Below are 24,379 nucleotides of genomic sequence, written 5' to 3' on the forward strand. Positions count from 1 at the left end.
CGTACGTTACGAACGATCGTTCGTACCGAGACAGGTGGAGGCACGCCGTGACGGCTGGGACCGAGGTCGCTCCCGCGAAGATGCGGCGGCTCGCCGCCGCCGCGGTCTTCGCGACGACGCTGGAGTGGTTCGACTTCCTCATCTACGCGACCGCGGCCGCCCTGGTGCTCGGCCACCAGTTCTTCCCCTCGGCCGACCCGGTCGCGGGGACCCTCGCCTCGTTCGCCACCTTCGCCGTCGGGTTCGTCGCACGGCCGGTGGGCGGGATCATCGCGGGCCACATCGGGGACCGCTTCGGCCGCAAGCCCCCGCTCGTGGGCGCGATGCTGGTGATGGGCCTGGCGACCTTCGCGGTGGGCGTCCTGCCGCCCTACTCCAGCATCGGGGTGTGGGCGCCGGTCCTGCTCGTCGTCGCCCGGCTGGTGCAGGGCCTCGGCGTCGGGGCGCAGTGGGGCGGGGCGGCGCTGCTGCTCGTCGAGCACGCGCCCGAGAAGCACCGGGGTTACTACGGCAGCCTCGTCCAGACGGGCGCCGTGGCCGGCGCGGTGCTGGGCAACCTGTTCTTCCTGATCCTCACCGCCACCATGTCCCCCGCCGCCTTCGACGCGTACGGCTGGCGCATCCCGTTCCTGTCCGGGTTGCTGCTCATCGGGATCGGCGTCTACGTGCAGCTCAAGATCGAGGACACCCCGGTGTTCCACGAGCTGCGCGAGCGCTCGGCCGCCGCGGCGCGCGAGGCGGGCGTCCGCAAGGCGCCGCTCGTGCAGGCGGTCCGCCACCACGGGCTCGCGATCGTGCAGGCCGCCGGCGCGTTCTTCGTGGTCAACGCCGTCTTCTACATCCTGATCTCCGGCATCCTCGGCTACGCGACGACGGAGGTCGGGATGTCCCGCACCTCGATCCTGGTCTGCGTGATGGTCGCCGGGCTCTCGCAGCTCGTCACGATGCCGTTCTTCGGCGCCCTGACCGACCGCATGGGCTCGCGCAAGAAGCTCTACCTCATCGGCTGCGTGTCGATGGCGGTGTTCGCGTTCCCGCTGTTCTGGCTGATCGACACCGGGTCCGTCCCGCTGGTGCTGCTCGCCCTGCTCATCGCCTTCACCATCCACGCGACGATGTACGGGCCGCAGGCCACGCTCTACGCCGAGATGTTCCCCGCCGACGTCCGCTTCTCCGGCGCGTCGCTCGGCTATCAGGTCGCGTCGGTCCTCGCGGGCGGGCTCGCGCCGTTCATCATGACGGCGTTGCTGGCGGCCACCGGAGCGTCCTGGTCGGTGGCGGTGTACATCATCGCCTGCGCTGCGATCACGTTCGTCGCCGTCGCCTCGATCCGCGAGCGCTTCCGGCGGAACCTGTACGACGTCTCCGCCCCGGAGCCGGCCGCGGCGACCCGGTAGGCCCGGCCCACGCGTTCGCGAGGTGCACGTCGGGCAGGTTCTCCGGCCGCAGAACCTGCCTCACGCAACTCTCGTGCTCGGAGCACCGTCCGACGCGTTCGCGACGGTCACACCAGGCAGGTCCGCGGCCGCCGCGACCTGCCCGGTGTGAGTCTCGCGGACGGCGGGGCGGCCCGTCGCCCGGGTTGAGATCCCGCCCCGCGAGGCATCCCCTCCGGTGCGCGGAGACGACAGGCTGACGCGAGGACGTGGGCGCTACACCGCCGACCTGCGCGTGGACGGGTGCCTCGAGGCCGCCTTCGTCCGCAGCCCGGTCCCCCACGCGGACCTGCTCGGGGTCGACACGACGACGGCCCGCACCCTGCCCGGCGTCGCCGCGATCCTCACCGCCGACGACCTCACCGACGTCGGCGACGTCCCCACCATGTTCGGCACCGACGACTCCCCGCCGTGGCGTCCGCTGGCCACCGACCGGGTGCGGCACGAGGGCGAGGCGGTCGCGGTCGTGATCGCCGACGACCGGTACCGGGCCGAGGACGCCGCCGCCGCGGTCCGCCTCGACCTCCACCGCCGCCCCGGGCACGCCGCTCCCGGCCGCGCCGATCGCCTGTACCCGGACCACGACGACCTCGCCCTCGAGAAGGAGTTCGGCCCGCCCGTCGCCGACACGACCTGGCAGGAGGCCCACGTCGTCATCGACTCCCGCTACCGCCAGCAGCTCCTCGCGCCGACGTCGCTGGAGGCTCGGGCGATCCTCGTGGAGCCCGGCTCCCCGCTCACCGTCCACTGCTCCCACCAGTTCCCCCACGGCCTGCGCACCGGGATCGCCGGCGCCCTCGGTCTGGCCGAGGACGACGTGCGGGTCATCGTCCCCGACGCCGGCGGCGCCTTCGGCTCGAAGAGCCCGACCTACCCCGAGTACCTCGCCGTCGTCGCGGCGGCCCGCGACCTCGGCCGGCCGGTCCGCTGGGTCGAGGACCGCACGGAGGCGCTCACCGCGTCGAGCCGTGGTCGCGGCCAGGACCAGCACGTGCGGATCGCCGCCGACGTCGACGGGCGCATCCTCGCCATCGACCTGCAGGTCGACGCCGACATCGGCGCCCACCCGCTCGGCGCCGCCCTGCCCGGGCAGACCGCCCTCGCCGCCTCGGAGGCGTACGCCGTCCCCGAGGTGCACGCGACGGTCCGCTCCTGGTTCACGACGACGGCGCCCACCTACGCCTACCGCGGTGCCGGTCGGCCGGAGGCGGCGTACGCGGTCGAGCGCGCGGTCGACGAGCTGGCCGCCGAGCTCGGTCTCGACCCCGCCGAGCTCCGGCGCCGGAACCTCGTGCGCGACTTCCCCTACGACACGCCCACCGGCCGCCGCTACGACAGCGGGGACTACGCCGCCTGCCTCGACCGGTGCCTCGAGCTGCTCGAACCCGACCGGTGGCGCGGCGAGCGGGAGCGGCCGACCGGCGTCGGGATCGCCTGCTACGTCGAGCGCAGCGGCGGCGAGCCCGGGATCCTCGAGGAGTACGGGTCGGTCACCGTGGAGCCGGCGGGCTTCACCGGGCGCGTCGGCACCTCCTCGACGGGCCAGCCCCACCGGACGGTATTCGCGCAGCTCGTCGCCGACCGGCTCGGCGTCCCGGCCGACGTGGTGGACCTCGTCGAGGGCGACACCGGCGAGGTCCCCGAGGGCCACGGCACGTTCGCCAGCCGGAGCACGCAGATGGGCGGCGCCGCCCTCGCGGGCGCGGCCGACGCCCTGATCGACGAGGCCCGCCTGCAGGCCGCGGCCCGCTGGGGCCTCTCTTCCGGCGACGTCGCCTGGGACAAGGGCGTGCTCCGCGCCGGGACCCGGGAGCTCCCCGTGGCCGAACTCGCACCGCTGCACGCCGAGCACCGCTTCACCTCCCCGCCCGCGTTCCCGTACGGCAGCTACGGCGTCGTGGTCGAGGTCGACCCGGACCTCGGCGCGGTGACCCTGCTCCGGCTGGTCGCCGTCGACGACTACGGCACCGTCCTCGACCACACCGCCACCCACGGCCAGACCCTCGGCTCGATCGCGCAGGGCCTCGGGCAGGTGCTGACCGAGGGAGTCGTGCTCGACGACGAGGGCGCCACGGTGATGCCGGACGGCCTGCTCGACTACCTGCTGCCCACGGCCGCGGAGATGCCCCGCGACCTGCGGGTCGACGAGACCGCGGTGCCCGCGCCCGACAACCCGCTCGGCGTCAAGGGAGCCGGCGAGGCGGGATGCATCGGCGTGCCACCCGCCGTCGTGAACGCCGTGGCGGACGCGATCCGACCCCTCGGCGGCGATCCGTCCCGGCTGCGGATGCCGCTGACGCCGTCCGTCGTGTGGGAGGCGATGCAGCCGTGAAGCCGGCACCGTTCGAGTACGCGACCCCGACGACGCTCGACGAGGCGGTCGCGCTGCTCGGCACCCCGGGCGCACGCGTGATCGCGGGCGGCCAGAGCCTGCTGCAGGACCTGCGGTGGCGCCGGACCTCGGCGTCGCTGCTGGTGGACATCGCCCGGATCGAGGAGCTGCGGGGAGTGCACGACGACGGCGACCGGGTCCGGATCGGCGCCCGGGTCCGCCACGTCGACCTGGAGCGCGGCGCGGTCGGCGGGCCGCTCGGGCGGCTCCTGGCCGCGACCGCCCGCTGGATCGCGCACCCGCCGGTGCGCAGTCGCGGGACGATGGTCGGCAGCCTCTGCGTCGCCCACCCGTCGTCGGAGTGGTGCGGCCTGGCCGCCGGGCTCGACGCGACGGTGGAGCTCGTCTCGGTCCGCAGACGCCGGGAGGTGACGGTCGCGGACTTCCTGCGCGACTCCTTCACGCCGGCGGCCGGACCGGACGAGCTGGCGACGGCCCTCCTCGTCCCCGTCCTCCCCGAGGGCACCCGCGTCGGCGTCGTCGAGTCGCGGCGCACCCACGCCAGCTACGCGCACGTCGCCGCCGTCGCGGCGCTCCTTCCCGACGGTGGATCGCGGCTCGGCCTGGCGGGCGCGGCACCCACCGGCGTGCGCGCCCACGCCGCCGAGGCCGCCCTCGCCCGGGGCGACGACCCGGGCGCCGCCGCGGCGCAGCTCGACGCCGACCCGCGCGAGCACCCGCACGCCCCGATCCCCTACACCCGGCACGTCGCGGGCGTGCTCGTCCGCCGCGCGCTGCAGGAGGCCTCCTGATGGAGCTCGACGTCAACGGCACGCGCCACGAGGTCACGGTCGAACCGCGCCGGGCCCTCGCCGACGTGCTGCGCGAGGACCTGGGTCTCACCGGGACCCATCTCGGGTGCGAGCACGGGGTCTGCGGCACGTGCACGGTGCTGCTCGACGGCGAGCCGGTGCGCTCGTGCCTGGTGCTCGCCGTGCAGGCGACCGGTCACGAGGTCCGCACGGTCGAGGGCCTCGCCGACGACGACCCGCTGCCCGGCGTCTTCGCCGAGCACCACGCGCTCCAGTGCGGGTTCTGCACGCCGGGCTTCCTGATGCTGCTGCGCGGTGCGCTGGACGAGGACCCGACCGTCGTCGACGACGACGACCGCCTCGACGCCCTGCTCGCCTCGAACCTCTGCCGGTGCACGGGCTACGAGGGCATCCGGAACGCCGCCCGGGCCGCGGGGACTCGACCCGACTGACGGGTCAGAGGCGCAGCCCGTCCACCAGCAGGCCCGTCATGCGCCGGGCGTGGTCCGGCAGCACCCCCTCGGCGGGCAGGCACAGGTGGGCCACCGCGTGCAGCAGGTCGACCGCGGGGACGTCGTCGCGCACCTCGCCCGCCGCGACCGCGGCCTCGAGCAGCGACGTGAGCGCCGGCCGGAAGCGGGCGTCGAAGTAGGCGGGCAGGGCGTCGAAGGCCGGGTCGCCCGAGTGCAGCGCCGCGGCGAGCCCGCGCTTCGTCGCGAGGAACTCGACGAAGCGCGCCAGCCACCGGTCGAGGGCCTCGGCCGGGGGATGCGACGCCGCGAGCACGGGCGCGGCGTCGGCGCAGGCGTCGACCTGGTGGCGGAACACGGCCGCGACCAGGTCGGAGCGCTTCGGGTAGTGCCGGTAGACGGTCCCGACCCCCACCCCGGCCCGGGCCGCGACGTCGCGCACCGGGGCGTCCACGCCCGCCGTCGCGAAGACCTCGGTGGCCGCCTCGAGCAGCGCGTCGGAGTTGCGCCGCGCGTCGGCGCGGACCCGTCGCGGAGTCGACACGACACCTCCCCTTGCAACCGGAACCAGGTTCCGTCTACGGTTCCGGAAGCACGTTCCGCTTCCGCGGAGCCTAGCTCAGGAGGAACCCGTGCAGTACCGCACACTCGGCCGGACCGGCATCAAGGTCAGCCCCTACTGCCTCGGCGCCATGATGTTCGGCGCGATGGGCAACCCCGACCACGACGAGTCCGTCCGGATCGTCCATCGCGCCCTCGACGCCGGCGTGAACTTCGTCGACACCGCGGACATGTACTCGCAGGGCGAGTCGGAGGAGATCGTCGGCAAGGCGTTGAAGGGCCGCCGCGACGACGTCGTGCTCGCGACCAAGGCGTTCAACCCGATGGGCGAGGACCCCAACCGACGCGGGAGCTCCCGACGCTGGCTGGTCCGGGCCGTGGAGGACTCGCTGCGCCGCCTGCAGACCGACCACATCGACCTCTTCCAGGTGCACCGCCCCGACCCGGACACCGACGTGGAGGAGACCCTCTCGGCCCTGTCCGACCTCGTGCACAGCGGCAAGGTGCGCGCCATCGGGTCGTCGACCTTCCCGGCCTCGCAGATCGTCGAGGCGCAGTGGGTCGCCGAGCGCCGAAACCTGGAGCGCTTTCGCACCGAGCAGCCGCCATACTCGATCCTCGACCGCGGGATCGAGCGCGAGGTCCTGCCGACGGTCGAGCGCTACGGCATGGGCGCCCTCGTGTGGAGCCCGCTCTCGGGCGGGATGCTGACCGGCCGCTACCGCAAGGGCCAGGAGCCGGACACCCGCCGGGCGCAGTACGGGTTCGCGCACATGCGCGACGAGCGCCGCCTCGACGCCGTCGAGGAGCTGATCACCCTCGCGGACAAGACGGGCCTGTCCCTGACCCACCTCGCGATGGCGTTCGTGGTCGCGCACCCCGCCGTCACCAGCGCGATCATCGGCCCCCGCACCATGGCCCACCTCGAGGACGTCCTGGCGGGCGCCGAGGTCGCGCTCGACGACGAGGTCCTCGACCGGATCGACGAGATCGTGGCGCCCGGCACCGACGTCAGCCCGCTGCCGCACGCGTACGGGACCCCGCCGCTCGCGCAGCCCCGCCTGCGCCGTCGTCCGGCGACCGAACGGTCGGCCGCGTGATGCCCAGCTTCGGGATCATCACGGCGCCGTCGCAGGTCGACTACCGCGACCTGCTCCGGGTCTGGCAGGAGGCCGACACCGTCGACGGGATCGAGCACGCCTGGCTCTACGACCACCTGCTGCCGATCTTCGGCGACCCGCTCGGTCCGACCTTCGAGGGCTGGACGCTGCTCGCGGCGCTCGCCGCGGCCACGCAGCGCCTGCGTCTCGGGGTGCTCGTCACCAGCAACCGGTTCCGCCCGCCGGCGGTCCTCGCGAAGATCGCCGCGACGGTGGACGTGGTCAGCGACGGGCGGCTCGACCTCGGGCTCGGCGCCGGCTCGCGCCCCGACGTCCCGTTCGCCCGCCGCGAGTACGAGGCCCACGGCCTGCCGTACTGGGACTCCGCCGAGGCCGTCGCGCGGCTCGCCGAGACGTGCACCCTGCTCCGCCGGCTCTGGGCCGCCGAGGAGCCGTTCGACGTCGACGGCGAGTACCTGCAGCTCACCGGGGCGTGGTGCAGCCCGAAGCCGGTGCAGCGTCCGGGCCCGCCCCTGGTGATCGGCGGGCGCGCCGGGCGCACCCTGCGCGTCGTCGCCGAGCACGCCGACGTCTGGAACTACCCCGGCGGCGACGTCGCCGACGCGAGCGCCCGCGGCGCCCTGCTCGACCGGTACTGCGCGGAGATCGGTCGGGACCCCGCGAGCATCACCCGGTCGCTCGTCGTCCCGGTCTCCTACGACGACCCGGGACAGACCCGAGCCCACGTGGCCGAGGCCCTCGACGCGGGCTTCTCCCACCTCGTCCTCTCGCTGCCCGCTCCCTATCCGGAGAAGGTGGTGCACTGGCTGGCCGACCAGATCGTCACGCGGAGCTGACCGACGGGTCCGACCTCAGCCCGTCGGCTGCAGCACCACGTCGAACTCCGCCCGGCGGAACGGGTTCGGCAGCCCGAGGCGATCGGCGGTGTCCGCGTCGTCGACGGGGGCGAAGTCGCGGACCAGCGCCTGCTTCACGGCGAACACGGCGTCCGAGTCGAGGTACGGGCTGCCGGCGACGAAGACGTGCGTGGTCACCGGCACGTAGCCCTCGGCCTCGACGATGAAGTGCACGTGCGCGGGCCGGTACGGGTGCCGCTTCGTCGCCGTCAGCAGCTGCCCGACCGGCCCGTCGGTCGGGATCGGGTAGTGCGCCGGGACGATGCTGCGGAAGTGGTAGCGGCCGTCGTCGTCGGCAGCGAAGAGCCCCCGCCCGTTGCCGAGGGGCTGGGCGTCGGGCACCTGGACGTCGTAGAAGCCCTTCTCGTCGGCCTGCCAGACGTCGATCCGCGCCCCGGGGACCGGCGTGCCGTCGGGCGCCGTGACCCGGCCCGTGATCAGACACGGCTCGCCGCCGTCGACCAGCGAGATCGAGTCGCCGAGCGCGCGCTCGGGGCTCGCCACCACGTGGAACGGCCCGAGCACCGTGGAGGAGGTGGCGTCGCCGGCCTGCCGCTCGGCCTCCATCGTCTCCACCAGCATCGACGCCCCGAGCACGTCGGAGAACAGGATGAACTCCTGGCGGTGCTCGTCGCACTTCTGCCCGATCGCCGTGAGGAAGCCGATCGCCGTCTCCCACTCGGCCAGCGACGGCCGGCTGTCGCGCAGGAACCCGTGCAGGTGGGTCACGAGGCTCGTCATGACCTCGCGGAGCCGGGGGTCCGGGGTGTCGGCGAAGCTCGCGACGACGGCGTCGACCGAGTCCGCCTCGCTGAAGTCCACGTCAGGCCCCCAGGATCCGGCGCACCGTCGCGTCGAGCGTCGCGGCCGGGTCGTCGGGCAGGGCGGCGAACCGCGCGGCGACGTGGTGGTCGGGCCGCACGAGGACCCCGCCGGAGTCCCCGATCCCCTCGGCCTCGAGCAGCCGCGCCCAGTCGCCGTACGGGTCCTCGATCTCCTCCCCCGGGCCGACGACGACCACCCGCACCTGCTCGGAGGCCGGCCACGACCCGCCCGGCCCGGTGAACAGCGTGAAGCGCCCGTGCCCGGCGAGGTCGATCGTGGAGACGTCGCCGTGGCGCCCGGCCAGCCACACGTGCGGCACGCGGGCACCCGGTGTCGTCGACGCGGCGTAGGTGAGCTCGGGGTCCTCGATCGCGGCCAGCGGGTCGGGCGCCAGCGCGTCCGGGACGACCGCCGAGGACACGTACCGCTGGTTCAGCTCGACCCCGTGCGCGTCGAACTCGTAGGCCTTGAACGCGATCGCCTCGCGCAGTGCCCGGCGCTGCTTCTCGGCGGCGGGTTCCCGACGGCGGGCCATGTTCTCCCGCATGACGGCGGGGTCGTCGGTGCCGCTCACGCCGAGCGCGTCGAAGATGCGGCCGGTCTCGCCGATCGACTGGTTCGCCCGGTCGACGACCTGCCGGCCGATCGGCGCGCGCTCGTCGCTGTAGGTGTCGAGCAGCGACGGGTCCGCCCAGCCGCGCAGCACGTAGGCGAGCTTCCAGGCGAGGTTGAACGAGTCCTGGATCGAGGTGTTCGACCCGAGCCCGTTCGACGGCGGGTGCCGGTGCACGGCGTCGCCGCCGCAGAACACTCGCCCCGAGCCGTAGTGGTCGGCGGCCATGTGGTTCACCGTCCACGCCGAGCTGCCGACGATCTCGACGTCGAGGTCGTCCACCCCGACCAGCTGCCGGACGAGCCCCGTCGTGAACTCCTCGGAGAGGTCGGGCGGTCCGTCGGCGACGTCGTAGCCCCAGATCGTCAGCCACTCGTTCCAGGGTCGGACCATGCGGACCACGCCCATCCCGATCCCGCCGATGTCCGACCCGGGCTGCAGCACCCAGTAGAGGACGCTCGGGCGGTGCGCGACCCACGGCGAGAGGTCGGCGCGGAACACGATGTTGAGCGACCCGGCCACGCCCATGTCGCCGCGCATGGGAAGCCCGGCGTGCTCCGCGACCCGCGACCGCCCACCGTCCGCGCCGTAGAGGTACTTCGCGCGGATCTCGTACTCGTCGCCCCGCAGGCGGTCCCGGACGGTGACCGTGACCCCGTCGTCGTCGACCGCGTGCGACAGGTACTCCGTGGAGAACCGGATGCGGGACCCGGCGGCCTGCGCGCCCTGCACCAGGATCGGCTCCATGAGGCTCTGCGGCATGTCGCAGATGCCCGCCGGGCTCGCGAGCGCGTGCGCGGCACGGCTGCGCGGGTGGGTGCCCCAGGAGCGCACCCGACCGAGCTCCTCCCCCGCCAGCGAGGTGCAGAACGTCGTCGTGCCGATGAGGTCCTGGGGAGTGGCCAGCGCCTCCACCTTCTCCGCGACGCCGAGGTCGCGCAGCACCTCCATGGTGCGCTGGTTCGTGATGTGCGCCCGGGGCTCCGCGGCCAGGGTCTCGTACCGGGTGACCACGATGTGGTCCACGCCCAGCCGGGCCAGTGCCAGCGCCATCGACGCCCCGGCCGGACCGCTCCCTACGACGACGACGTCGGTGGTCACCATGGATCGGAATCCTGCGACGTCCTGACGTCGGGCCGCAAGAGTCTCGTTGAAGATTCTACGAGTGCCGCGGCGAGCGCTGCTGGAAGTCCTGCGCGATCTCGTCGAAGGTCAGCCAGCGCACGCCCTCGTGGGAGTTGATGTACTCGATCAGCCGCTCGTGCGCGAGCAGGACCTGGGGCCGGCCGGAGACGTCCGGGTGGATCGTCATGGTGAAGACCGCGTAGTCCATCTCGCGGTAGACCCAGTCGAACTGGTCGCGCCAGAGCTGCTCGATGTCGCGCGGGTTGACGAAGCCGTGCGAGTTCGGGCTGCCCTTGATGAACATCATCGGCGGCAGGTCGTCGAGGTACCAGTTCGCCGGAAGCTCGACGAGGTCGGTCTCCTCGCCGCGGACCAGCGGCTTCATCCAGTCCGCCGCCTCGCGCTCCAGGTCGATCTTCGTCCACGAGTCGCCGACGCGGACGTAGTAGGGCGTGAAGTCGTCGTGCATCAGCGAGTGGTCGTAGCGCAGCCCGCGGTCGAGCACGAGCTCGTTGGTGATCTCGGAGAACTCCCACCACGGCGCGACGTACCCGGTGGGCCGGGTGCCGGAGCGGCTCTCGATCAGCGAGATGCAGTGGTCGAGGACGTCCGACTCCTGCTGCCGCGACATCGCGATCGGGTTCTCGTGGCTGTAGCCGTGCACGCCGATCTCGTGGCCCGCGGCGACGCAGGCCTCGAACTGCTCCGGGAACGTCTCGATGGAGTGCCCGGGCCAGAAGAACGTCTGCCGCAGCCCGTAGCGGCGGAACAGCTCGAGCACCCGCGGCACCCCGACCTCACCGGCGAACAGGCCGCGGGAGATGTCGCCGGGCGAGTTCTCCCCGCCGTAGGAGCCGAGCCACCCCCCGACCGCATCGATGTCGACTCCGTAGCTGACCAGGATCTCCTTCGCCATGCGAGCAGGAGTGCCCGGTCAGCGCACCCAGGTATCCGTGCGCGCGAGGTTCGCGGACAGCCGCGTCACCGGGAACGACCGCGCCGAGCGCCTGAGCTCGGCGAACCCGGGCCAGCGCCCCAGCTTGTCGACCGCGTCGTAGAGGTCCTCGGCGTCCTCCTCCGCCGGCGGCTCGTCGATCACCGGACCGACCAGCGCGGTCTTGCCGTCGAACGACAGGATCGGCGTGCCGACGCCCCCGCCGCACCGGTCGACGGCCTCGAACGTCTCGTCGCGCAGCGCCGCGTCGCGCGTGGTGTCCGACGCCGCCTCGGCGAGCGAGACCGGCAGGCCGCACTCGCGCAGCGCGGGGGTGAGGTCCCGCTCGCGCGCCATCTCGTGCACGACGGCCTCGACGGTGCCCTCCACCGGCTCGGCGTCCCACACCAGCTCACCGAGCGCGGTGTAGAGGTCCCCGACGACCTCCGAGCCGTGCGCCTCCCGGGCCGCGTGGACCACGCGGAGCATCTCCAGCCCGCGGAGCCGCGCGTCGGAGCGCTCCGGCTGCTCGTCGGGGAGCTTCTCGTCGAGCAGCGCCAGCGACAGCGGCCGCCACTCGACCCGCAGCGCACGCTGCGACTGCACCTCCACCACCCAGCGGGAGGTCACCCAGCAGAACGGGCAGAGGGGGTCGAAGAAGAATTCGAGGTCGGGCACGCAGGCCTGTCTACCCGGACGGCCGATCGGCCATCCGTGCGGCGACCGGCGCGCACCGTCCCGCGCGACTTTTTGGCGCTCCGTGCCATCATTGTCGGGTCGCCCCCTGCTCGAGGAGTGCCGTGACCACCGCCGCCCCCCACGAGGCGCGGGCCAAGTCGCCCGCCTTCGTCGCCGTCCTCGCCCTCGCCGGCATCACGGTCTCGCTCCAGCAGACCCTCGTCGTCCCGCTGGTGCCGCAGTTCCCGCGCCTGCTCGGCGCCGCCCCCGCGGACACCGCGTGGATCGTCACCTCGACCCTGCTGACCGCCGCCGTCGCCGTCCCGATCGTCGGCCGCCTCGCGGACATGACCGGCAAGCGGCGCATGCTGCTGTTCTGCCTGGTCATGCTCATCGCCGGGTCCGTGGTCGCGGCCCTGTCGACGTCGCTGGTGCCGCTGATCGTCGGGCGCGCCCTGCAGGGGCTCTCGACCGGCCTCATCCCGCTCGGCATCAGCCTCATGCGCGACGAGCTGCCGGCGGAACGTCTCGGCTCGGCCGTCGCGCTGATGAGCGCCTCGCTCGGCGTGGGTGGCTCGCTCGGACTGCCACTGGCCGCCCTGATCGCCCAGACCGCGGACTGGCACGTCCTGTTCTGGGCGGCCGCCGGGCTCGGCGTCCTCGTCCTCGTGCTGGTCCTCGCCCTCGTGCCCGAGTCCGCGCAACGGGCGGGCGGCCGGTTCGACGTCGTCGGCGCGGTCGGGCTGGCGGTCGCGCTGGTCAGCCTCCTGCTCGCGGTGTCGAAGGGCTCCGGCTGGGGCTGGGGCAGCGCGACGACCGTGACGCTGTTCGCGGTGGCGGTCGTGGTGCTGGCGGCGTGGACGTTCTGGGAGCTGCGGACCCCCCAGCCGCTGGTCGACCTGCGGGTCAGCGCCCGACGTCAGGTGCTGCTCACCAACGCCGCGTCGATCGTCTTCGGCTTCTCGATGTTCGCGATGTCGCTGGTCTACCCCCAGCTCCTGCAGCTGCCGGCCTCGACCGGCTACGGCCTCGGGCAGTCGATCCTCGTCGCCGGCCTGGTCCTCGCCCCCGGTGGGCTCTGCATGATGGCGATGTCGCCGGTGTCGGCGCGGATCAGCGCCGCCTCCGGGCCGCGGACGACCCTGATGGTCGGCGCCGTCGTCGTCGCCGTCGGGTACGGGATCGGCGCACTGTTCCACGGCGCGGTGTGGCAGCTGATGATCAGCTCGGTCACCATCGCCTGCGGGATCGGGCTGGCGTACGGCGCGATGCCGGCGCTGATCATGGCGGCGGTGCCGGTGACCCAGACGGCGGCCGCCAACAGCCTCAACAACCTCATGCGCGCGCTCGGGACCTCGTTCGCCAGCGCCATCGCGGGCGTGCTCCTCGCCTCGCTGGTCTCGGCGTCGGGCGCTCCGACCGAGGGCGCGTTCGTGCTGGTCATGCTGCTCGGCGCCGGGGGCGCCGTCATCGCGCTGGTCATCATGGCGTTCGTGCCGCGCCGCCCCGAGCCGGACGCGGCGGCGCCCGCACCCGTCGTCGGGAACCGGCCCGCCATCGGGGAGCCGGAGCCCGTCGTCGGGAGAGAGCCCGTCGTCGGGGTGCCGGAGCCCGCCACGGCGCCCGTCGCGCGCCCGCTCGTCTCGGGCGTCGTGCGTCGCGGTGGCGAGCCGGTGGTCGGGGCGACCGTGACCGTCGTGAGCAACGCGGGCCGCCAGCTCGGTCGGGCGGTGTCGGCCGTGGACGGGACCTACGTCGTCGCCGCGGCCGAGCCGGGCGCGCCGCACCTGCTCGTCGTCCGGGCGGACGGCGCGTCCCACGCCGAGCACCTCGGCGGTGGCCCCGTCTCCCGCGACGTCGACCTGCGCGAGCCCGCCGCGCTCCCGGCCTGAGCCAGCAAGATCCAGGCGCGCGGAGCGAAGTGGTCGCTCAGCGATCACTTCGCTCCGCGCGATCAGATCTTCGCGCGCGTGGCTGCCGCAGCCCCCGACGTCGTCGTAGCCGCAGGTGCAGGAGCTGATCGACACGGCCTCACGCCGGGATCACCGCGAGGGGCACGTGAGGCATGCCGCGAAGCACCGGAAACTGTCTGATGTGCCATTCGCGGCCAGGCGGTAGGGCCGAGCCCGCTACCTGAGCGACGGTGCCCTTCGCTCGACCGGGACCGAGCGTGCAGCCCGGAACCCCAGCGTCACGACCACCAGCACCTCCGCCAGGGAGAGCACCCGCTCGATCAGTCCCAGCGGCACGGCCCGGTACCAGGGCGTGGTGAGCAGCGGGTCCAGGGCGATGGCGCCGATGATCGGCAGGAACGACGCCAGCGCGAGCAGAGAGAACGCCGTCGTCCACCGGGCCCACGCCTCGCCGCGGTGTCCGCGCACCGTCAGGAGCCCGGCCGCGGGGAGGGCGAAGAACGCCGCGAGGCTCGCGTAGCGGTGGATCGACCCGGAGAGGCTGGGGCCGACCGACCAGTTCGTCTTCTCGAACACCACGACCAGCACGAGCCCGACGCACCAGACGCCGAACAGGACCACCGCCGCCGTCGGGACCGGTTGCCGCACCGAGAGGGCGACGACCACCGCCACGGTGGCCACGACCAGACCGAGCACGGCCACGTCGAAGAGCCAGCCACCCGGGCCGACCGCGTACTCGCTGATCGTCCGGCGCACCGGGTCGTGTCGCGACCACGGCTCCAGCAGGTGCATAAGACCGACCACGACGACGACGGCGAGCGCCCCGAGCGCGCCCGCCCGGCCGAGCAGGGAGGGCCGCACCCGGGTCGCGGAGATCGTCACGGGACCAGGATGACCGGGCGGGGCGTCAGTCCACCGTCAGGCGGAGCACCACGCGCTCCCGCGGCGGGCCGCCCCGCCGGAAGGTGCGCTCGGCCGCCTGGATCAACCGGATGCCGCCGAACTCCCAGCCGTACTTGGCCCTCAGGAGGTCCTCGGCATCGTCGACCGCGCCCGCGGCGTCGTCGACGACGGCCGTCGCCTGCACGGTGGGCGTCCCCGGTGCGACGCGGCCGCGCCGGTCGCACGCGCGCAGTTCCACGTGGGGGTCGTGGCGCAGCCGCTTGACCTTGCCGCTCTCGGCGGTGGTGTAGACGACGAGGCCGTCGCCGTCGCGGGCCACCCACACCGGGGTCGCCACGGGGTCACCGGAGCGGCGGAAGGTCGTGAGCGAGACGAAGCGCTGGTCGCCGAGGGTCACGAGCGAGGCAGTCACGAGCCCAGACTTACCCGCGTGATCGACCGGATCGATCCAGCGTGGGGTCAGGTCACAGCGCGACGCCGCTCACACCGTCCAGCCGTGGCGCAGGAGGTCGAACACCGCGTCGACCTGTGCCGGGTCGAGGGTGAGCGCGCCGATCACCACGTGGGCGAGGGCCCGGGCGCGCGGATCGGCCGTGTCGAGTCCGGCGTCGAGCGCCACCGCCGCGGCGAGGGAGGCCTCGTAGGACTCCCACATCCGCCGCGAGTAGGCCTGGAGCGAGGGAGCTGCCTCGATCATCGCGATGAACCCGTCGTATCCCGGCTCGACCCGCCGGTCGGCGGCCGTCCGGGCGAAGCGCTGCAGCGCGGTGAGCACGTCCACGTCCCCGGGCCGGTCGCGCACCGCCCCCAGCAGCCGGGCCTCGCGCTCGGCCTCCTCGTCGAAGACCAGCGCCTCCTTGCTCGGGAAGTGGTTGAACAGCGTCGTCAGGGAGACGTCGGCCGCCTCGGCGACGTCCTTCACCGTCACCGCGTCGAACCCGCGCTCGAGGAAGAGCCCGAGAGCGGCCTCGGCGACGGCCGCCCTCGTCGCGGCCTTCTTCCGCTCCCGACGGCCCGGTGGCGAGGTCATGCCGATACCGTAGCCGATCCGAAACTGTAGTCGCTTCACTTTCGTACTCGCTGCATCTACGGTCGGGGTCGTGACCACGCTCGCCGTCATCGGCGCCGGCCCCGCCGGCCTCACGCTCGCCCGCGTCCTGCAGCGCCTGGACGCCCCCTACGACGTCGTGGTCCTCGACCGCGACCACGGCCCCGACGACCGCCCGCAGGGCGGGACGCTCGACATGCACGCCGGCTCCGGGCAGACCGCCCTCGAGCGCGCCGGCCTCCTCGACGCCTTCCACGCGGTCGCCCGCCCCGAGGGCCAGGACGTGCGCCTGCTCGCCCACACCGGGGAGACCCTGATCAGCCACGTCGCCGGCCCGGAGGAGGTGGCGCCGGAGATCGACCGGGGCGACCTGCGGGCACTCCTGCTCGACGCGCTGCGCCCCGGAACCGTGCGCTGGGGCACGAAGTTCGACCGGATCGACGGCACGGACCTCGTGCTCGACGACGGGTCCCGGCTCGCGGCCGACGTGGTCGTCGGGGCCGACGGGGCCTGGTCCCGGGTCCGGCCGCTGCTCTCCCCGGCCCGCCCCGAGTACTCCGGCGTCGTGTTCGTCGAGTTCCGCCTGACCGACGTCGACACCCGCCGTCCGGACCTCGCCGCCCTCGTCGGCCGCGGGTCGATGTCGGCCCCCTACGCGAACCGCTCGCTCATCGCCCAGCGCAACGCCCGCGGCGTCGTCCGGGGCTACGCGGCACTGCGTCGCCCCGCCGACACGCCGGACCTCGACGACCGCGACGTCCTGCTCGGGTACTTCGCCGACTACGCGGACGAGCTCACCGACCTCGTCCGGGCCGCCGACGAGGGCTTCGTGGTGCGGCCGATCACGGCACTCCCGGTCGGGCACCGTTGGGAGCCCGTGCCCGGGATGACCCTCGTCGGGGACGCCGCCCACCTCATGAGCCCGTTCTCCGGGATGGGCGCGAACCTCGCGATGCTCGACGGCTCGGACCTGGCCCTCGCCCTCGCCGAGCACGGCCCCGCGGGGATCACCGCGTACGAGGAGCTGATGTTCCCGCGCAGCGAGGCCGCCGCCCGGGGGGCGGCCGCCGGCATCGCGGACGCGATCGCGCCGGACGCGCCGGCCCACAGCCTGCGTCACCTGTCGCAGATGCTCCAGGAGGCGTGAGCCGTCACAGGAACGACATCTCGTGGTGACGTGGGCGGTTCCGCGCCCCGTGTTCGATGAGGCACCCTCGGCCACCATGACACCCCGGGCCGACGGCACCGTCCGCACACGACCCCGGGTGGTGATCGTCGGCAGCGGCTTCGCCGGATACCACACGGCGAAATCCCTGGCCCGGCGCACCCGTGGCGAGATCGACATCGTCGTGGTCAGCCCCACGAACTACTTCCTCTACCTGCCGCTGCTCCCCGAGGTCGCGGGCGGGATCCTCGAGCCGCGCCGGATCGCGGTCGCCCTCTCCGACACGCTGCCCCCGTGCGTGCGGCACGCGCCGGGCGAGGTGGACGCCATCGACCTCGAGGCCCGGGAGATCGGCTGGCTCGACCCGGAGGGTGTCGCCCACCGGACGGGGTACGACCGCCTGGTCCTCGCCGCCGGCAGCGTCCACAAGGTGATGCCGGTGCCGGGCGTGAGCGAGTACGCCGTGGGCTTCCGCGGGGTCCCCGAGGCCCACTACCTGCGCGACCACCTGGTCCGCCAGGTCGACCTCGCGGCGATGAGCGAGGATCCGGACGAGGTCGCCGCGCGGTGCACCTTCGTCGTGGTCGGCGCGGGTTACACGGGGACCGAGGTCGCCGCGCAGGGCCAGCTGTTCACGCGGGCCCTGGCGCGCAGCCGGGGCCTCGACCCGGACTCCATGCGCTGGGTGCTGGTCAGCCGGGGCCGGGTCCTCGCCGGGCTCGACGAGCACCTCTCCCGCACCGCCGACGCCGTCCTGCGTCGTCGCGGGGTGGAGGTGCACACGGACACGACCATGGACGAGGCCGCGCGGGACGACGTGCTCCTGTCCTCCGGCGAGCGGATCGCGACCCGGACGCTGCTGTGGTGCGTCGGGGTGCGCGTGGACCCGCTGATCGAGGACCTGCCCATCGAGATCGACGGCGGGCGGGTGGTGGTCGAGGCGACGCTGCAGGTGCCGGGCCGTCCCGACCTCTACGCGTGCGGTGACGCGGCGGCGGTGCCCGACCCGAGTCGCCCCGGGGAGGCCACCCCGATGACCGCCCAGCACGCCGTGCGCCAGGGCGCGCTGGCCGGGCGCAACGTCGCCGCCTCCCTCGGCTACGGCACCGTGCGCCCGTACCGCCACCGCGACCTCGGTTTCGTCGTCGACCTCGGCGGCCTGGAGGCGGCCGCCGCCCCGCTGCGCGTCCCGCTGACCGGACTCCCGGCGAAGGTGGTGACCCGCGGCTACCACCTCGCCGCCATGCCGGGGAACCGCCTGCGGATCGCCGTGGACTGGATGCTCGAGGCCCTGCAGCCGCGCCAGAGCGCCCAGCTCGGGCTCGTCCGCTCCCCCGCCGTCCCGCTCGACACCGCCTCGCCCGAGGTGCCGCAGCACCACCTCGGCTTCCCGCACGCCACGGCGCGCTCCGGCGCCGACGCGTGAGGAAATGGTGACGGCCGCGACCGGATCGATACATGCATACGGAACCATGGGTTCTGCATTTCCGTCGCGCCGAACAATTGAATCGTGCACTGTGAATTCGACCGGACGATCAATTCGCCCCCCAGGTGGAGTCGACGTCTCCCCCATCCGCCACCCCGCGTGTGAGCTGGGCGTTCGCAGAACCGGCGTCCGGTGGCACGCTCCCCTGCTCCGCACCGTGATCCGACCTACCGCCCGGTTTCCCGCGCGATCGCGATTTCCGCGCCGACGCTTGTCGTCGGGTCCTCGCAAGGTTTACCGTGGCATCCGTAGCCGGGCAGCAACGTCTCCCCCCGACGAAATCCGGGTCACCCCCCCAGACCCGGAGGTGTGCTGCCCGGCTACTCGAACTCGGGCCCGTCCCGTCGGCCCGCAGGAACGGGGTCGGGCAGCCGTCGGTCGTGGTATCCACGATGATGGGCGTCCCGGGCGTCGGTGCCTCCACCGGTCCGGGCCCCTGCCCGCCAGTCCCCGAACCGACGAGGTGCAGCACATGGCTCTGATGCGTCGAGTGGCCACTCTCGGGGCCGCGGTGGCCGCGGCCCGGCAGTACGCCCGCCAGAACCCGGAGAAGGTCAACCGGTACGCCGACCAGGCCGCCTCCTTCATCGACCAGCGCACGAACGGCCGTTTCCGCCGCCAGATCGACGGGGCGCTGCGTCAGGTCCGCAAGGAGACCAGCGTCCCCGGACGCACGGTGCCCGGGCCGAGCCAGGCCGGGCAGTACGGGCCGCAGCAGTCCCGGTACGACCCCTACCGCGCCGACGGCTCCACCACCCGCCGCTACCCCAGCGAGCGCACCGACCGCTGAACCCGCGCGCCGGACCCGACCGCGAATCCGGGCGCGCACCGCGTCGGAACCGGTTAGCGTCGGCGCCCGTGCAGCCGGCCGACATCGCCCGACTCGTCAGCCCCGGTGACCCGCGGGTCTCCCCCGACGGCAGCCGGGTCGCGCTCGTCGTCAGCCGCGTCGACCTCGAGGCCGACCGCTACCGCACCGCGATCTGGATCGCGCCGGTGGACGGTCGGCCGCGGCCGTTGACCAGCGGCGACGGGGACGCGAACCCCCGCTGGTCCCCGGACGGGACGCGGCTCGCGTTCACCCGCTCCGGACCCGGGCCGGACGGCCCGCACCAGCTGCTGGTCCTCCCGGTCGACGGACCCGGCGAGCCGGTGACGCTCGTCGAGCGCGCGTCCGCGATCGGGGAGCCCGCGTGGTCCCCGGACGGGTCCGCGATCGCCTTCACCTCGCGGGAGCCGCGGCCCGACGCGCCCCCGTTCACCGTCGTGGGTACGCCCGACCGCACGACGCTCCCCCGCCGCATCGACCGGCTGCTCCCCAAGCTCGACGGCGAGGGCTGGATCGTCGACCGCCCGCGGGCGGTCTTCGTGGTCGCGGCCGACACGCCCGCGTCCGCCCGGCTCATCGCCCACCACCGCTACGACATCAGCGGACCGGCCTGGTCGCCCGACGGGCGGGAGCTCGCGGTCACGACCGTGCGCGACGAGCCGGACGCCGACCTGACCATGGTGGAGGCCCTGCACCGGCTCGACGTCGGGACCGGGGAGATCCGGCCGCTCACCACCTCCTCGAGCCTCTCGGTGACCCGCCCGTCGTGGTCCCCCGACGGCGCGTCGATCGCGGTGCTCACCGAGGACGTCACGCTCATCCCGTCCTTCGGGCGGGTCGCGGTCGTCCCGACGACGGGTGGGGAACCGGCGGTGCTCACGGCGGGACTCGACCGTCAGGCGGCGCCGTTCGTCGGCGGCCGCGCGCCGCTGTGGCGGGGCTCCGAGCTCCTCTTCACCGTCGAGGACCACGGCACGCAGCCGCTGTACGCCGTCCCCGCGGACGGCTCCGGCGAGCCCGTCGAGGTCCTCGGCGGCACCCGCGCGATCGTCGGGTACGACGCGGCCGGGGACACCCTCGCGGTCCTGACGACGGGTCCGACCTCCCGGCCCGAGCTCGCCGTGGTGCGCGACGGTCGGGAGACGACCCTGTCGTCGTTCTCCGCCGCCTTCCACCGGGACCTGCCCGTCGACGCGCCCGAGCACCTGCGGGTGCCCTCGTCCGGCGGCGGGGAGATCGACGCGTGGCTGCTGCGGCCGCGCAGCGCCGCGCTGGCCGGCGCCGACGGCCGGACGCCGCTGCTGCTCTCGGTGCACGGCGGGCCGATGACCCAGTACCCGACGGCGTGGTTCGACGAGTTCGCGATGTGGTCCGGCGCCGGCTACGCCGTGCTCTGGTGCAACCCGCACGGGTCCAGCGGCGACACCGAGGCCGCGCTGCGCGCGATCCGGTCGCCGGAATCCGCCGAGACGCCGGGCACCGGGTGGGGCGGCGTCGACGCCGACGACGTCCTCGCCGCCCTCGACGCCGCCCTCGCGCGCGACGCCGCGCTCGACCCGGCGCGGGTGGGCGTGCTCGGCGGCTCCTACGGCGGGTTCATGACGACGTGGCTGATCGCCCACTCCGACCGGTTCGCGGCGGCCTGCTCGGAGCGGGCGGCGAACAACCTGCTGTCGCTGGAGTGGGGCGGGTCGGACCTGGCGGGCTTCTTCCGGTTCGAGATGGGTGTCGACCACCTCGCGCACCCGGACGTCTATCGCCGGATGTCCCCGACCTCGTCCGTCGAGCACATCCACACCCCGCTGCTGATCCTGCACGCCGACGACGACCTGCGGTGCCCGCCGGAGCAGGCCGACCAGCTGTACCTGGCGCTGCGCCTGCTCGGCCGCGAGGTGGAGTACTGGCGGTTCCCCGACGAGGGCCACGAGCTGTCGCGCACCGGCTCCCCCCGCCGTCGCGTGCAGCGCGCCGAGATCATCCTCGACTTCTTCGCCCGGCACCTGGCGCCGGGGATGCCGTAGCCGGGCGCGGCGCAGCGCCTAGGCGATCGCGCGGTCAGCCGTCGTCGGGACCGAGGCCAGTTCGGCCGCGACGACGCGCTGGACGGCCGCCGAGGTCAGCTGGGCGATGTGGCCGCCCTCGACGACGACGTTGCGGGCGTAGGGGTCGTGGCTCGACCGCCACGGCACCGCGCCGTCGGTGCGGCTGTAGATGCTGGTGAAGGGCACGTCCTCGGGCCAGGGCGCGCGCAGCGTCCCGCGGAAGTCGGCGCAGCAGCGCCCGATCATGCAGCCGAGCCCGAAGAGCCCGGGCATCCCGGCGGAACCGATGGCGGCCATGCTCCAGGCGACGGCCGCCATGGACGGGGTGAGGCCGCCCCAGCGGTCGAAGGGCGTGCCGATGGTGATCAACTGGGCCACCGACTCCGGCGCGGCGGCGCCCACCGCGCGGCCGAACTGGCCGCCGCGACTGTGCCCGATCACGCGGACCGGCTCGCCGGCGTCCGCGGCGATCGTGCGGACCCGCCGGGTCAGCGAGTCGACGGTGCGCTGCGCGCAGCCCATCCCCGAGCCGAGGGTGAACGGGTGGACGTCGTAGCCGAGGCGGGTCAGCCACCGGGCCATCGGCTCGAGGCAGGGTCCGGTCTCGCACATCCCGCCGAGCAGCACGACGGGGCCGCCGCCGGGGTGCGTGACCTGCTCGGTCGGCCCGACGGACCGGTGCCGCAGGCCCGTGACGCCGATGGTCGCGTGGCCCATGGTCGTGAGACCGAAGCCGACCACCGCGTCCCATCCGGGGGGACTCCACCGCATGGCACTCCTCCGATCCCCGACGACCAGTAAGCTGACTTACCCACGCGTCAGAGCGCCGGAAACCAGGTGAGGGCCTCGGCGACGAGGGACGGGTCGCCCACGTCGTCCCCGTGGGTCACCGCGTAGCAGGGGCCGACGTCGAGCCAGGCCCGCGCTCGGGCGGCGAGCTCGTCGGTGACGCCGTAGGCCGAGGCCAGCTCGCGTGCCGTGTCCGGGCCCGCCCGCAGCAGGGGCCACACCAGGTCCTTGGCCGGGTCGCCGGCCCGGGCGTCGCCCCAGTCGATCACGCCCGAGACCCGTCCCCGGTGGACGAGCACGTGATCCGCCGAGAGATCCCCGTGCACGACGACGGCGGCGGGCGCGTCACGGAGGAGGTCCAGCCGGCCGCGCAACCACCGACCCGTCGCACCCGGCAGGCGGGGGACGACCTCGGCGGTGAACCGGTCGACGTGCGCGTCCCGCATCGCAGACGTCCGCTCCGGTGGCGGGAGGCCCCGGCGGACGGCCTCGGCGAGGTCGACGGCGTGCAGGGCTGCGAGGAACTCGCCGATCGCGGTCCCGACGCCGGGCCCGTCGTCGGGAAGGGCCGGACGCCCGGGGACGATCCGGTGGCGCACCGTCAGCGGAGACTCAGCAGGGTGGTCTCGGTGTGCAGCCACGGTTCGACGTCGGGGCGCTTCGCGGTGCGCTCCACCCAGACGCCGTCCACGAGCCACGCGTCGCAGTCCCAGCCGGAGCCGAGGTACTTGCGGGTAGTCACGTCCGCTAGCGTGCCGTGCGTGCTGTGGCGCCCCTCACGACGGTCCTCCTCGTGAGCACCTCTTTCGACGGGAGCGCTCGCCACGACGAGGCCGACACGGAGAACTCCCCGGAGTCCGTCCCGAGTGACTCCGCGACGATGGGTCGGAAGGAACCGTGGAGCGTCCGGCTGGAGCGAACCCGTCGTGGGCGCATCGCGATCTCGGTCTTCCTCGTCGTCCTCGTCGGTTCGCTGCTCGTCATCAACGCTCCGGCAAGCGCCACCAAACGAGGGCTGATGACCGTCGTGGCCCCGGTACTCAGCGCCCTCGGCATGGAGCAGGGGTGGGGCGTCTTCGCCCCGAACCCGCGCGGCTTCAGTCTCGAGGTCGAGGCCCACATCCAGCAGGTGGACGGCTCCCAGCGGATCGTGCCGATCGAGTCCGGACGCGGGTTGGACGAGTACTGGACCTACCGCTGGCAGCGATGGGCCGACCGGCTCGCCAACGGCCCCGACAACGTGGCGATGTGGGACCCGTTCTGCCGCTACCTCGCCGATCAGGACCGCGCAGCCGGCGGGAAGCCGGTACGGGTCGCCCTGGTCAATCGGCGGTCCGACACGCTGCCGCCCGGCGACGGTCCGGCTCGGGGCCCGGCGGTCTACCGCGAGTTCTTCGCGATCGGTGTCGCGCCGTGACCGGGACCCGCGGACGCGTACGTGCCGCACTGGTCGCGTGGAACCGCTTCTGGTTCGAGCCCACGGACACGACGCCGCTGGCGCTCTTCCGCATCGCGTTCGGCGTCGTCGCCACGCTGTGGACGCTCAGTCACCTGCCCGACCTCTTCACGTTCCTCGGTCCGAACGGCGTCCTGCCGTCGCCCCGTCCGCTCGAGTCGTGGCAATGGGGCCTGCTGAACCTCAACAGCAGCGTGCTCGCCGTGTCCGTGGTCTGGCTCGCCACCCTCCTGGCAGCGGTGGCACTGACGGTCGGCCGCCGTCCGCGTCTCGCCGCCGCGATCGTCTTCGTCGGCATCCTGTCGATCGAGCGGCGCAACTCCTACGTCCTCAACAACGGCGACGATCTCCTGCGCTATCTCGCCTTCTACCTGATGCTCGCGCCGTCCGGAGCGGCTCTGTCGCTGGACCGTTGGCGCCGGGACCGGGCGAGCTTCTGGACCGCAGAACTCCGTGCACCCTGGGCCCTCCGGCTGCTCCAGATCCAGCTGAGCCTCATCTACGTCTCGACCGTCTGGGCGAAGCTCCAGGGCGATACCTGGCGGAACGGCACCGCGGTCACCTACGCGTTGCGTGTCCAGGACATCACGCGATTCCCGCCGCCCGATGCCCTGCTCGGCTCCGTGGTCGTGTCGGAGTGGCTCACTTTCGGCACGTTGCTGCTCGAGCTCAGCCTGGGTGTCCTCGTCTGGAACCGACGCGCTCGTCCCTACGTGATCGCGCTCGGAGTGCTCATGCACCTCCTGATCGCGGTGGGCGTCATCGTCGGTTTCTTCAGCGCAGGGATGCTCTGCCTCTACCTGGTGTTCCTGTCGCCGGAGGCCGCCCGGCGGGTGATCATGTGGTTCCGGGGCAGGCTGTCCAGGGCGCGAGGCCGACCGTTACCGATTCGAGACGAAACTGGCGAGACGGTCGCTCGTTCGACGTAACGAAGGTCTCTGTCCG

At 73.7% G+C, this 24,379-nt stretch carries 24 protein-coding genes; 13 read left to right on the top strand and 11 right to left on the bottom strand.

What is annotated here, in order from left to right; all coding sequences use genetic code 11:
* The first annotated feature begins 47 nt into the window (after positions 1-47).
* The 4 genes from QSK00_RS28445 to QSK00_RS28460 all read left to right on the top strand — a co-directional run bounded on the left by QSK00_RS28445 (position 48) and on the right by QSK00_RS28460 (position 5,032).
* Complete coding sequence (locus tag QSK00_RS28445; RefSeq protein WP_285596513.1) at positions 48-1,397, top strand: MFS transporter; 1,350 nt, start codon at positions 48-50, stop codon at positions 1,395-1,397.
* A gap of 217 nt (positions 1,398-1,614) precedes the next feature.
* Positions 1,615-3,768, top strand: a complete 2,154-nt coding sequence (locus QSK00_RS28450; RefSeq protein ID WP_285596515.1) for a xanthine dehydrogenase family protein molybdopterin-binding subunit — start codon at positions 1,615-1,617, stop codon at positions 3,766-3,768.
* Positions 3,765-4,580, top strand: a complete 816-nt coding sequence (locus tag QSK00_RS28455) for an FAD binding domain-containing protein (RefSeq protein ID WP_285596516.1) — start codon at positions 3,765-3,767, stop codon at positions 4,578-4,580. The genes QSK00_RS28450 and QSK00_RS28455 overlap by 4 nt, the downstream gene beginning before the upstream one ends.
* The gene (locus QSK00_RS28460; protein WP_285596519.1) at positions 4,580-5,032 is read left to right on the top strand and encodes a (2Fe-2S)-binding protein; all 453 of its coding nucleotides are present in this window, start codon (positions 4,580-4,582) and stop codon (positions 5,030-5,032) included. Before QSK00_RS28455 ends, QSK00_RS28460 begins: the two co-directional genes overlap by 1 nt.
* A 4-nt stretch (positions 5,033-5,036) precedes the next feature.
* On the opposite strand, the gene QSK00_RS28465 is transcribed toward QSK00_RS28460, so the two are convergent.
* Entirely contained in the window at positions 5,037-5,594 is a 558-nt protein-coding gene (locus tag QSK00_RS28465; RefSeq protein ID WP_285596523.1) for a TetR/AcrR family transcriptional regulator, read from the bottom strand.
* Positions 5,595-5,682: 88 nt separating this feature from the next.
* Between QSK00_RS28465 and QSK00_RS28470 the strand changes: the two genes are divergently transcribed.
* Both QSK00_RS28470 and QSK00_RS28475 read left to right on the top strand, forming a co-directional pair.
* Positions 5,683-6,711, top strand: coding sequence for an aldo/keto reductase (locus QSK00_RS28470; protein WP_285596525.1), 1,029 nt, complete (start codon positions 5,683-5,685; stop codon positions 6,709-6,711).
* Positions 6,711-7,568, top strand: coding sequence for an LLM class flavin-dependent oxidoreductase (locus tag QSK00_RS28475; protein ID WP_285596615.1), 858 nt, complete (start codon positions 6,711-6,713; stop codon positions 7,566-7,568). Before QSK00_RS28470 ends, QSK00_RS28475 begins: the two co-directional genes overlap by 1 nt.
* Before the next feature lie 15 nt (positions 7,569-7,583).
* Here the strand turns inward: QSK00_RS28475 and QSK00_RS28480 are convergent, their stop codons facing one another.
* From QSK00_RS28480 to QSK00_RS28495, 4 genes are read right to left on the bottom strand one after another with little or no spacing between them, the layout of a single operon-like run.
* Positions 7,584-8,450 (bottom strand): dioxygenase family protein, encoded by an 867-nt coding sequence (locus QSK00_RS28480; protein WP_285596526.1) that lies wholly within the window; start codon positions 8,448-8,450, stop codon positions 7,584-7,586.
* Between the two features lies 1 nt (position 8,451).
* Positions 8,452-10,170: an FAD-dependent oxidoreductase gene (locus QSK00_RS28485; RefSeq protein WP_285596528.1), complete on the bottom strand. Its 1,719-nt coding sequence runs from the start codon at positions 10,168-10,170 to the stop codon at positions 8,452-8,454.
* A gap of 55 nt (positions 10,171-10,225) precedes the next feature.
* A complete protein-coding gene (locus tag QSK00_RS28490; protein WP_285596530.1) occupies positions 10,226-11,107 on the bottom strand; it encodes a polysaccharide deacetylase family protein in 882 nt (293 codons plus the stop codon).
* An 18-nt stretch (positions 11,108-11,125) separates the two neighbouring features.
* Complete coding sequence (locus QSK00_RS28495) at positions 11,126-11,803, bottom strand: mycothiol-dependent nitroreductase Rv2466c family protein (RefSeq protein WP_285596532.1); 678 nt, start codon at positions 11,801-11,803, stop codon at positions 11,126-11,128.
* Between the two features lie 122 nt (positions 11,804-11,925).
* Between QSK00_RS28495 and QSK00_RS28500 the strand changes: the two genes are divergently transcribed.
* Positions 11,926-13,695: an MFS transporter gene (locus tag QSK00_RS28500; protein ID WP_352231176.1), complete on the top strand. Its 1,770-nt coding sequence runs from the start codon at positions 11,926-11,928 to the stop codon at positions 13,693-13,695.
* 237 nt (positions 13,696-13,932) lie between these two features.
* Here the strand turns inward: QSK00_RS28500 and QSK00_RS28505 are convergent, their stop codons facing one another.
* The 3 genes from QSK00_RS28505 to QSK00_RS28515 all read right to left on the bottom strand — a co-directional run bounded on the left by QSK00_RS28505 (position 13,933) and on the right by QSK00_RS28515 (position 15,649).
* Positions 13,933-14,598 (bottom strand): DUF998 domain-containing protein, encoded by a 666-nt coding sequence (locus QSK00_RS28505; protein WP_285596533.1) that lies wholly within the window; start codon positions 14,596-14,598, stop codon positions 13,933-13,935.
* 25 nt (positions 14,599-14,623) lie between these two features.
* Positions 14,624-15,031 (bottom strand): PPOX class F420-dependent oxidoreductase, encoded by a 408-nt coding sequence (locus QSK00_RS28510; protein ID WP_285596535.1) that lies wholly within the window; start codon positions 15,029-15,031, stop codon positions 14,624-14,626.
* Positions 15,032-15,100: 69 nt separating this feature from the next.
* Positions 15,101-15,649: a TetR/AcrR family transcriptional regulator gene (locus QSK00_RS28515; protein ID WP_285596537.1), complete on the bottom strand. Its 549-nt coding sequence runs from the start codon at positions 15,647-15,649 to the stop codon at positions 15,101-15,103.
* 70 nt (positions 15,650-15,719) lie between these two features.
* On the opposite strand from QSK00_RS28515, the gene QSK00_RS28520 reads away from it, so the two are divergent.
* The 4 genes from QSK00_RS28520 (at position 15,720) to QSK00_RS28535 (ending at position 21,168) form a co-directional block, all read left to right on the top strand.
* Positions 15,720-16,814 carry an FAD-dependent oxidoreductase gene (locus QSK00_RS28520; RefSeq protein ID WP_285596538.1) on the top strand — a complete coding sequence of 365 codons (1,095 nt, stop codon included), beginning with the start codon at positions 15,720-15,722 and terminating at the stop codon, positions 16,812-16,814.
* A 76-nt stretch (positions 16,815-16,890) separates the two neighbouring features.
* Positions 16,891-18,258, top strand: a complete 1,368-nt coding sequence (locus QSK00_RS28525) for an NAD(P)/FAD-dependent oxidoreductase (RefSeq protein WP_285596539.1) — start codon at positions 16,891-16,893, stop codon at positions 18,256-18,258.
* Between the two features lie 532 nt (positions 18,259-18,790).
* A complete protein-coding gene (locus QSK00_RS28530) occupies positions 18,791-19,108 on the top strand; it encodes an antitoxin (protein ID WP_285596540.1) in 318 nt (105 codons plus the stop codon).
* Positions 19,109-19,176: 68 nt separating this feature from the next.
* Positions 19,177-21,168 (top strand): S9 family peptidase, encoded by a 1,992-nt coding sequence (locus QSK00_RS28535; protein ID WP_285596541.1) that lies wholly within the window; start codon positions 19,177-19,179, stop codon positions 21,166-21,168.
* Positions 21,169-21,186: 18 nt separating this feature from the next.
* On the opposite strand, the gene QSK00_RS28540 is transcribed toward QSK00_RS28535, so the two are convergent.
* From QSK00_RS28540 to QSK00_RS28550, 3 genes are read right to left on the bottom strand one after another with little or no spacing between them, the layout of a single operon-like run.
* Positions 21,187-21,960, bottom strand: a complete 774-nt coding sequence (locus QSK00_RS28540) for an alpha/beta hydrolase (protein ID WP_285596545.1) — start codon at positions 21,958-21,960, stop codon at positions 21,187-21,189.
* A 47-nt stretch (positions 21,961-22,007) separates the two neighbouring features.
* Positions 22,008-22,577, bottom strand: coding sequence for a phosphotransferase (locus tag QSK00_RS28545; protein ID WP_285596547.1), 570 nt, complete (start codon positions 22,575-22,577; stop codon positions 22,008-22,010).
* 2 nt (positions 22,578-22,579) lie between these two features.
* Complete coding sequence (locus QSK00_RS28550; protein ID WP_285596549.1) at positions 22,580-22,720, bottom strand: hypothetical protein; 141 nt, start codon at positions 22,718-22,720, stop codon at positions 22,580-22,582.
* Positions 22,721-22,771: 51 nt separating this feature from the next.
* Between QSK00_RS28550 and QSK00_RS28555 the strand changes: the two genes are divergently transcribed.
* A complete protein-coding gene (locus QSK00_RS28555) occupies positions 22,772-23,395 on the top strand; it encodes a hypothetical protein (protein WP_285596551.1) in 624 nt (207 codons plus the stop codon).
* Positions 23,392-24,363: an HTTM domain-containing protein gene (locus QSK00_RS28560; RefSeq protein WP_285596553.1), complete on the top strand. Its 972-nt coding sequence runs from the start codon at positions 23,392-23,394 to the stop codon at positions 24,361-24,363. Before QSK00_RS28555 ends, QSK00_RS28560 begins: the two co-directional genes overlap by 4 nt.
* Positions 24,364-24,379 lie beyond the last annotated feature (16 nt).

Origin of the sequence: Actinomycetospora sp. NBRC 106378 (assembly GCF_030269685.1) — a bacterium.
Classification (GTDB): Bacteria; Actinomycetota; Actinomycetes; order Mycobacteriales; family Pseudonocardiaceae; genus Actinomycetospora.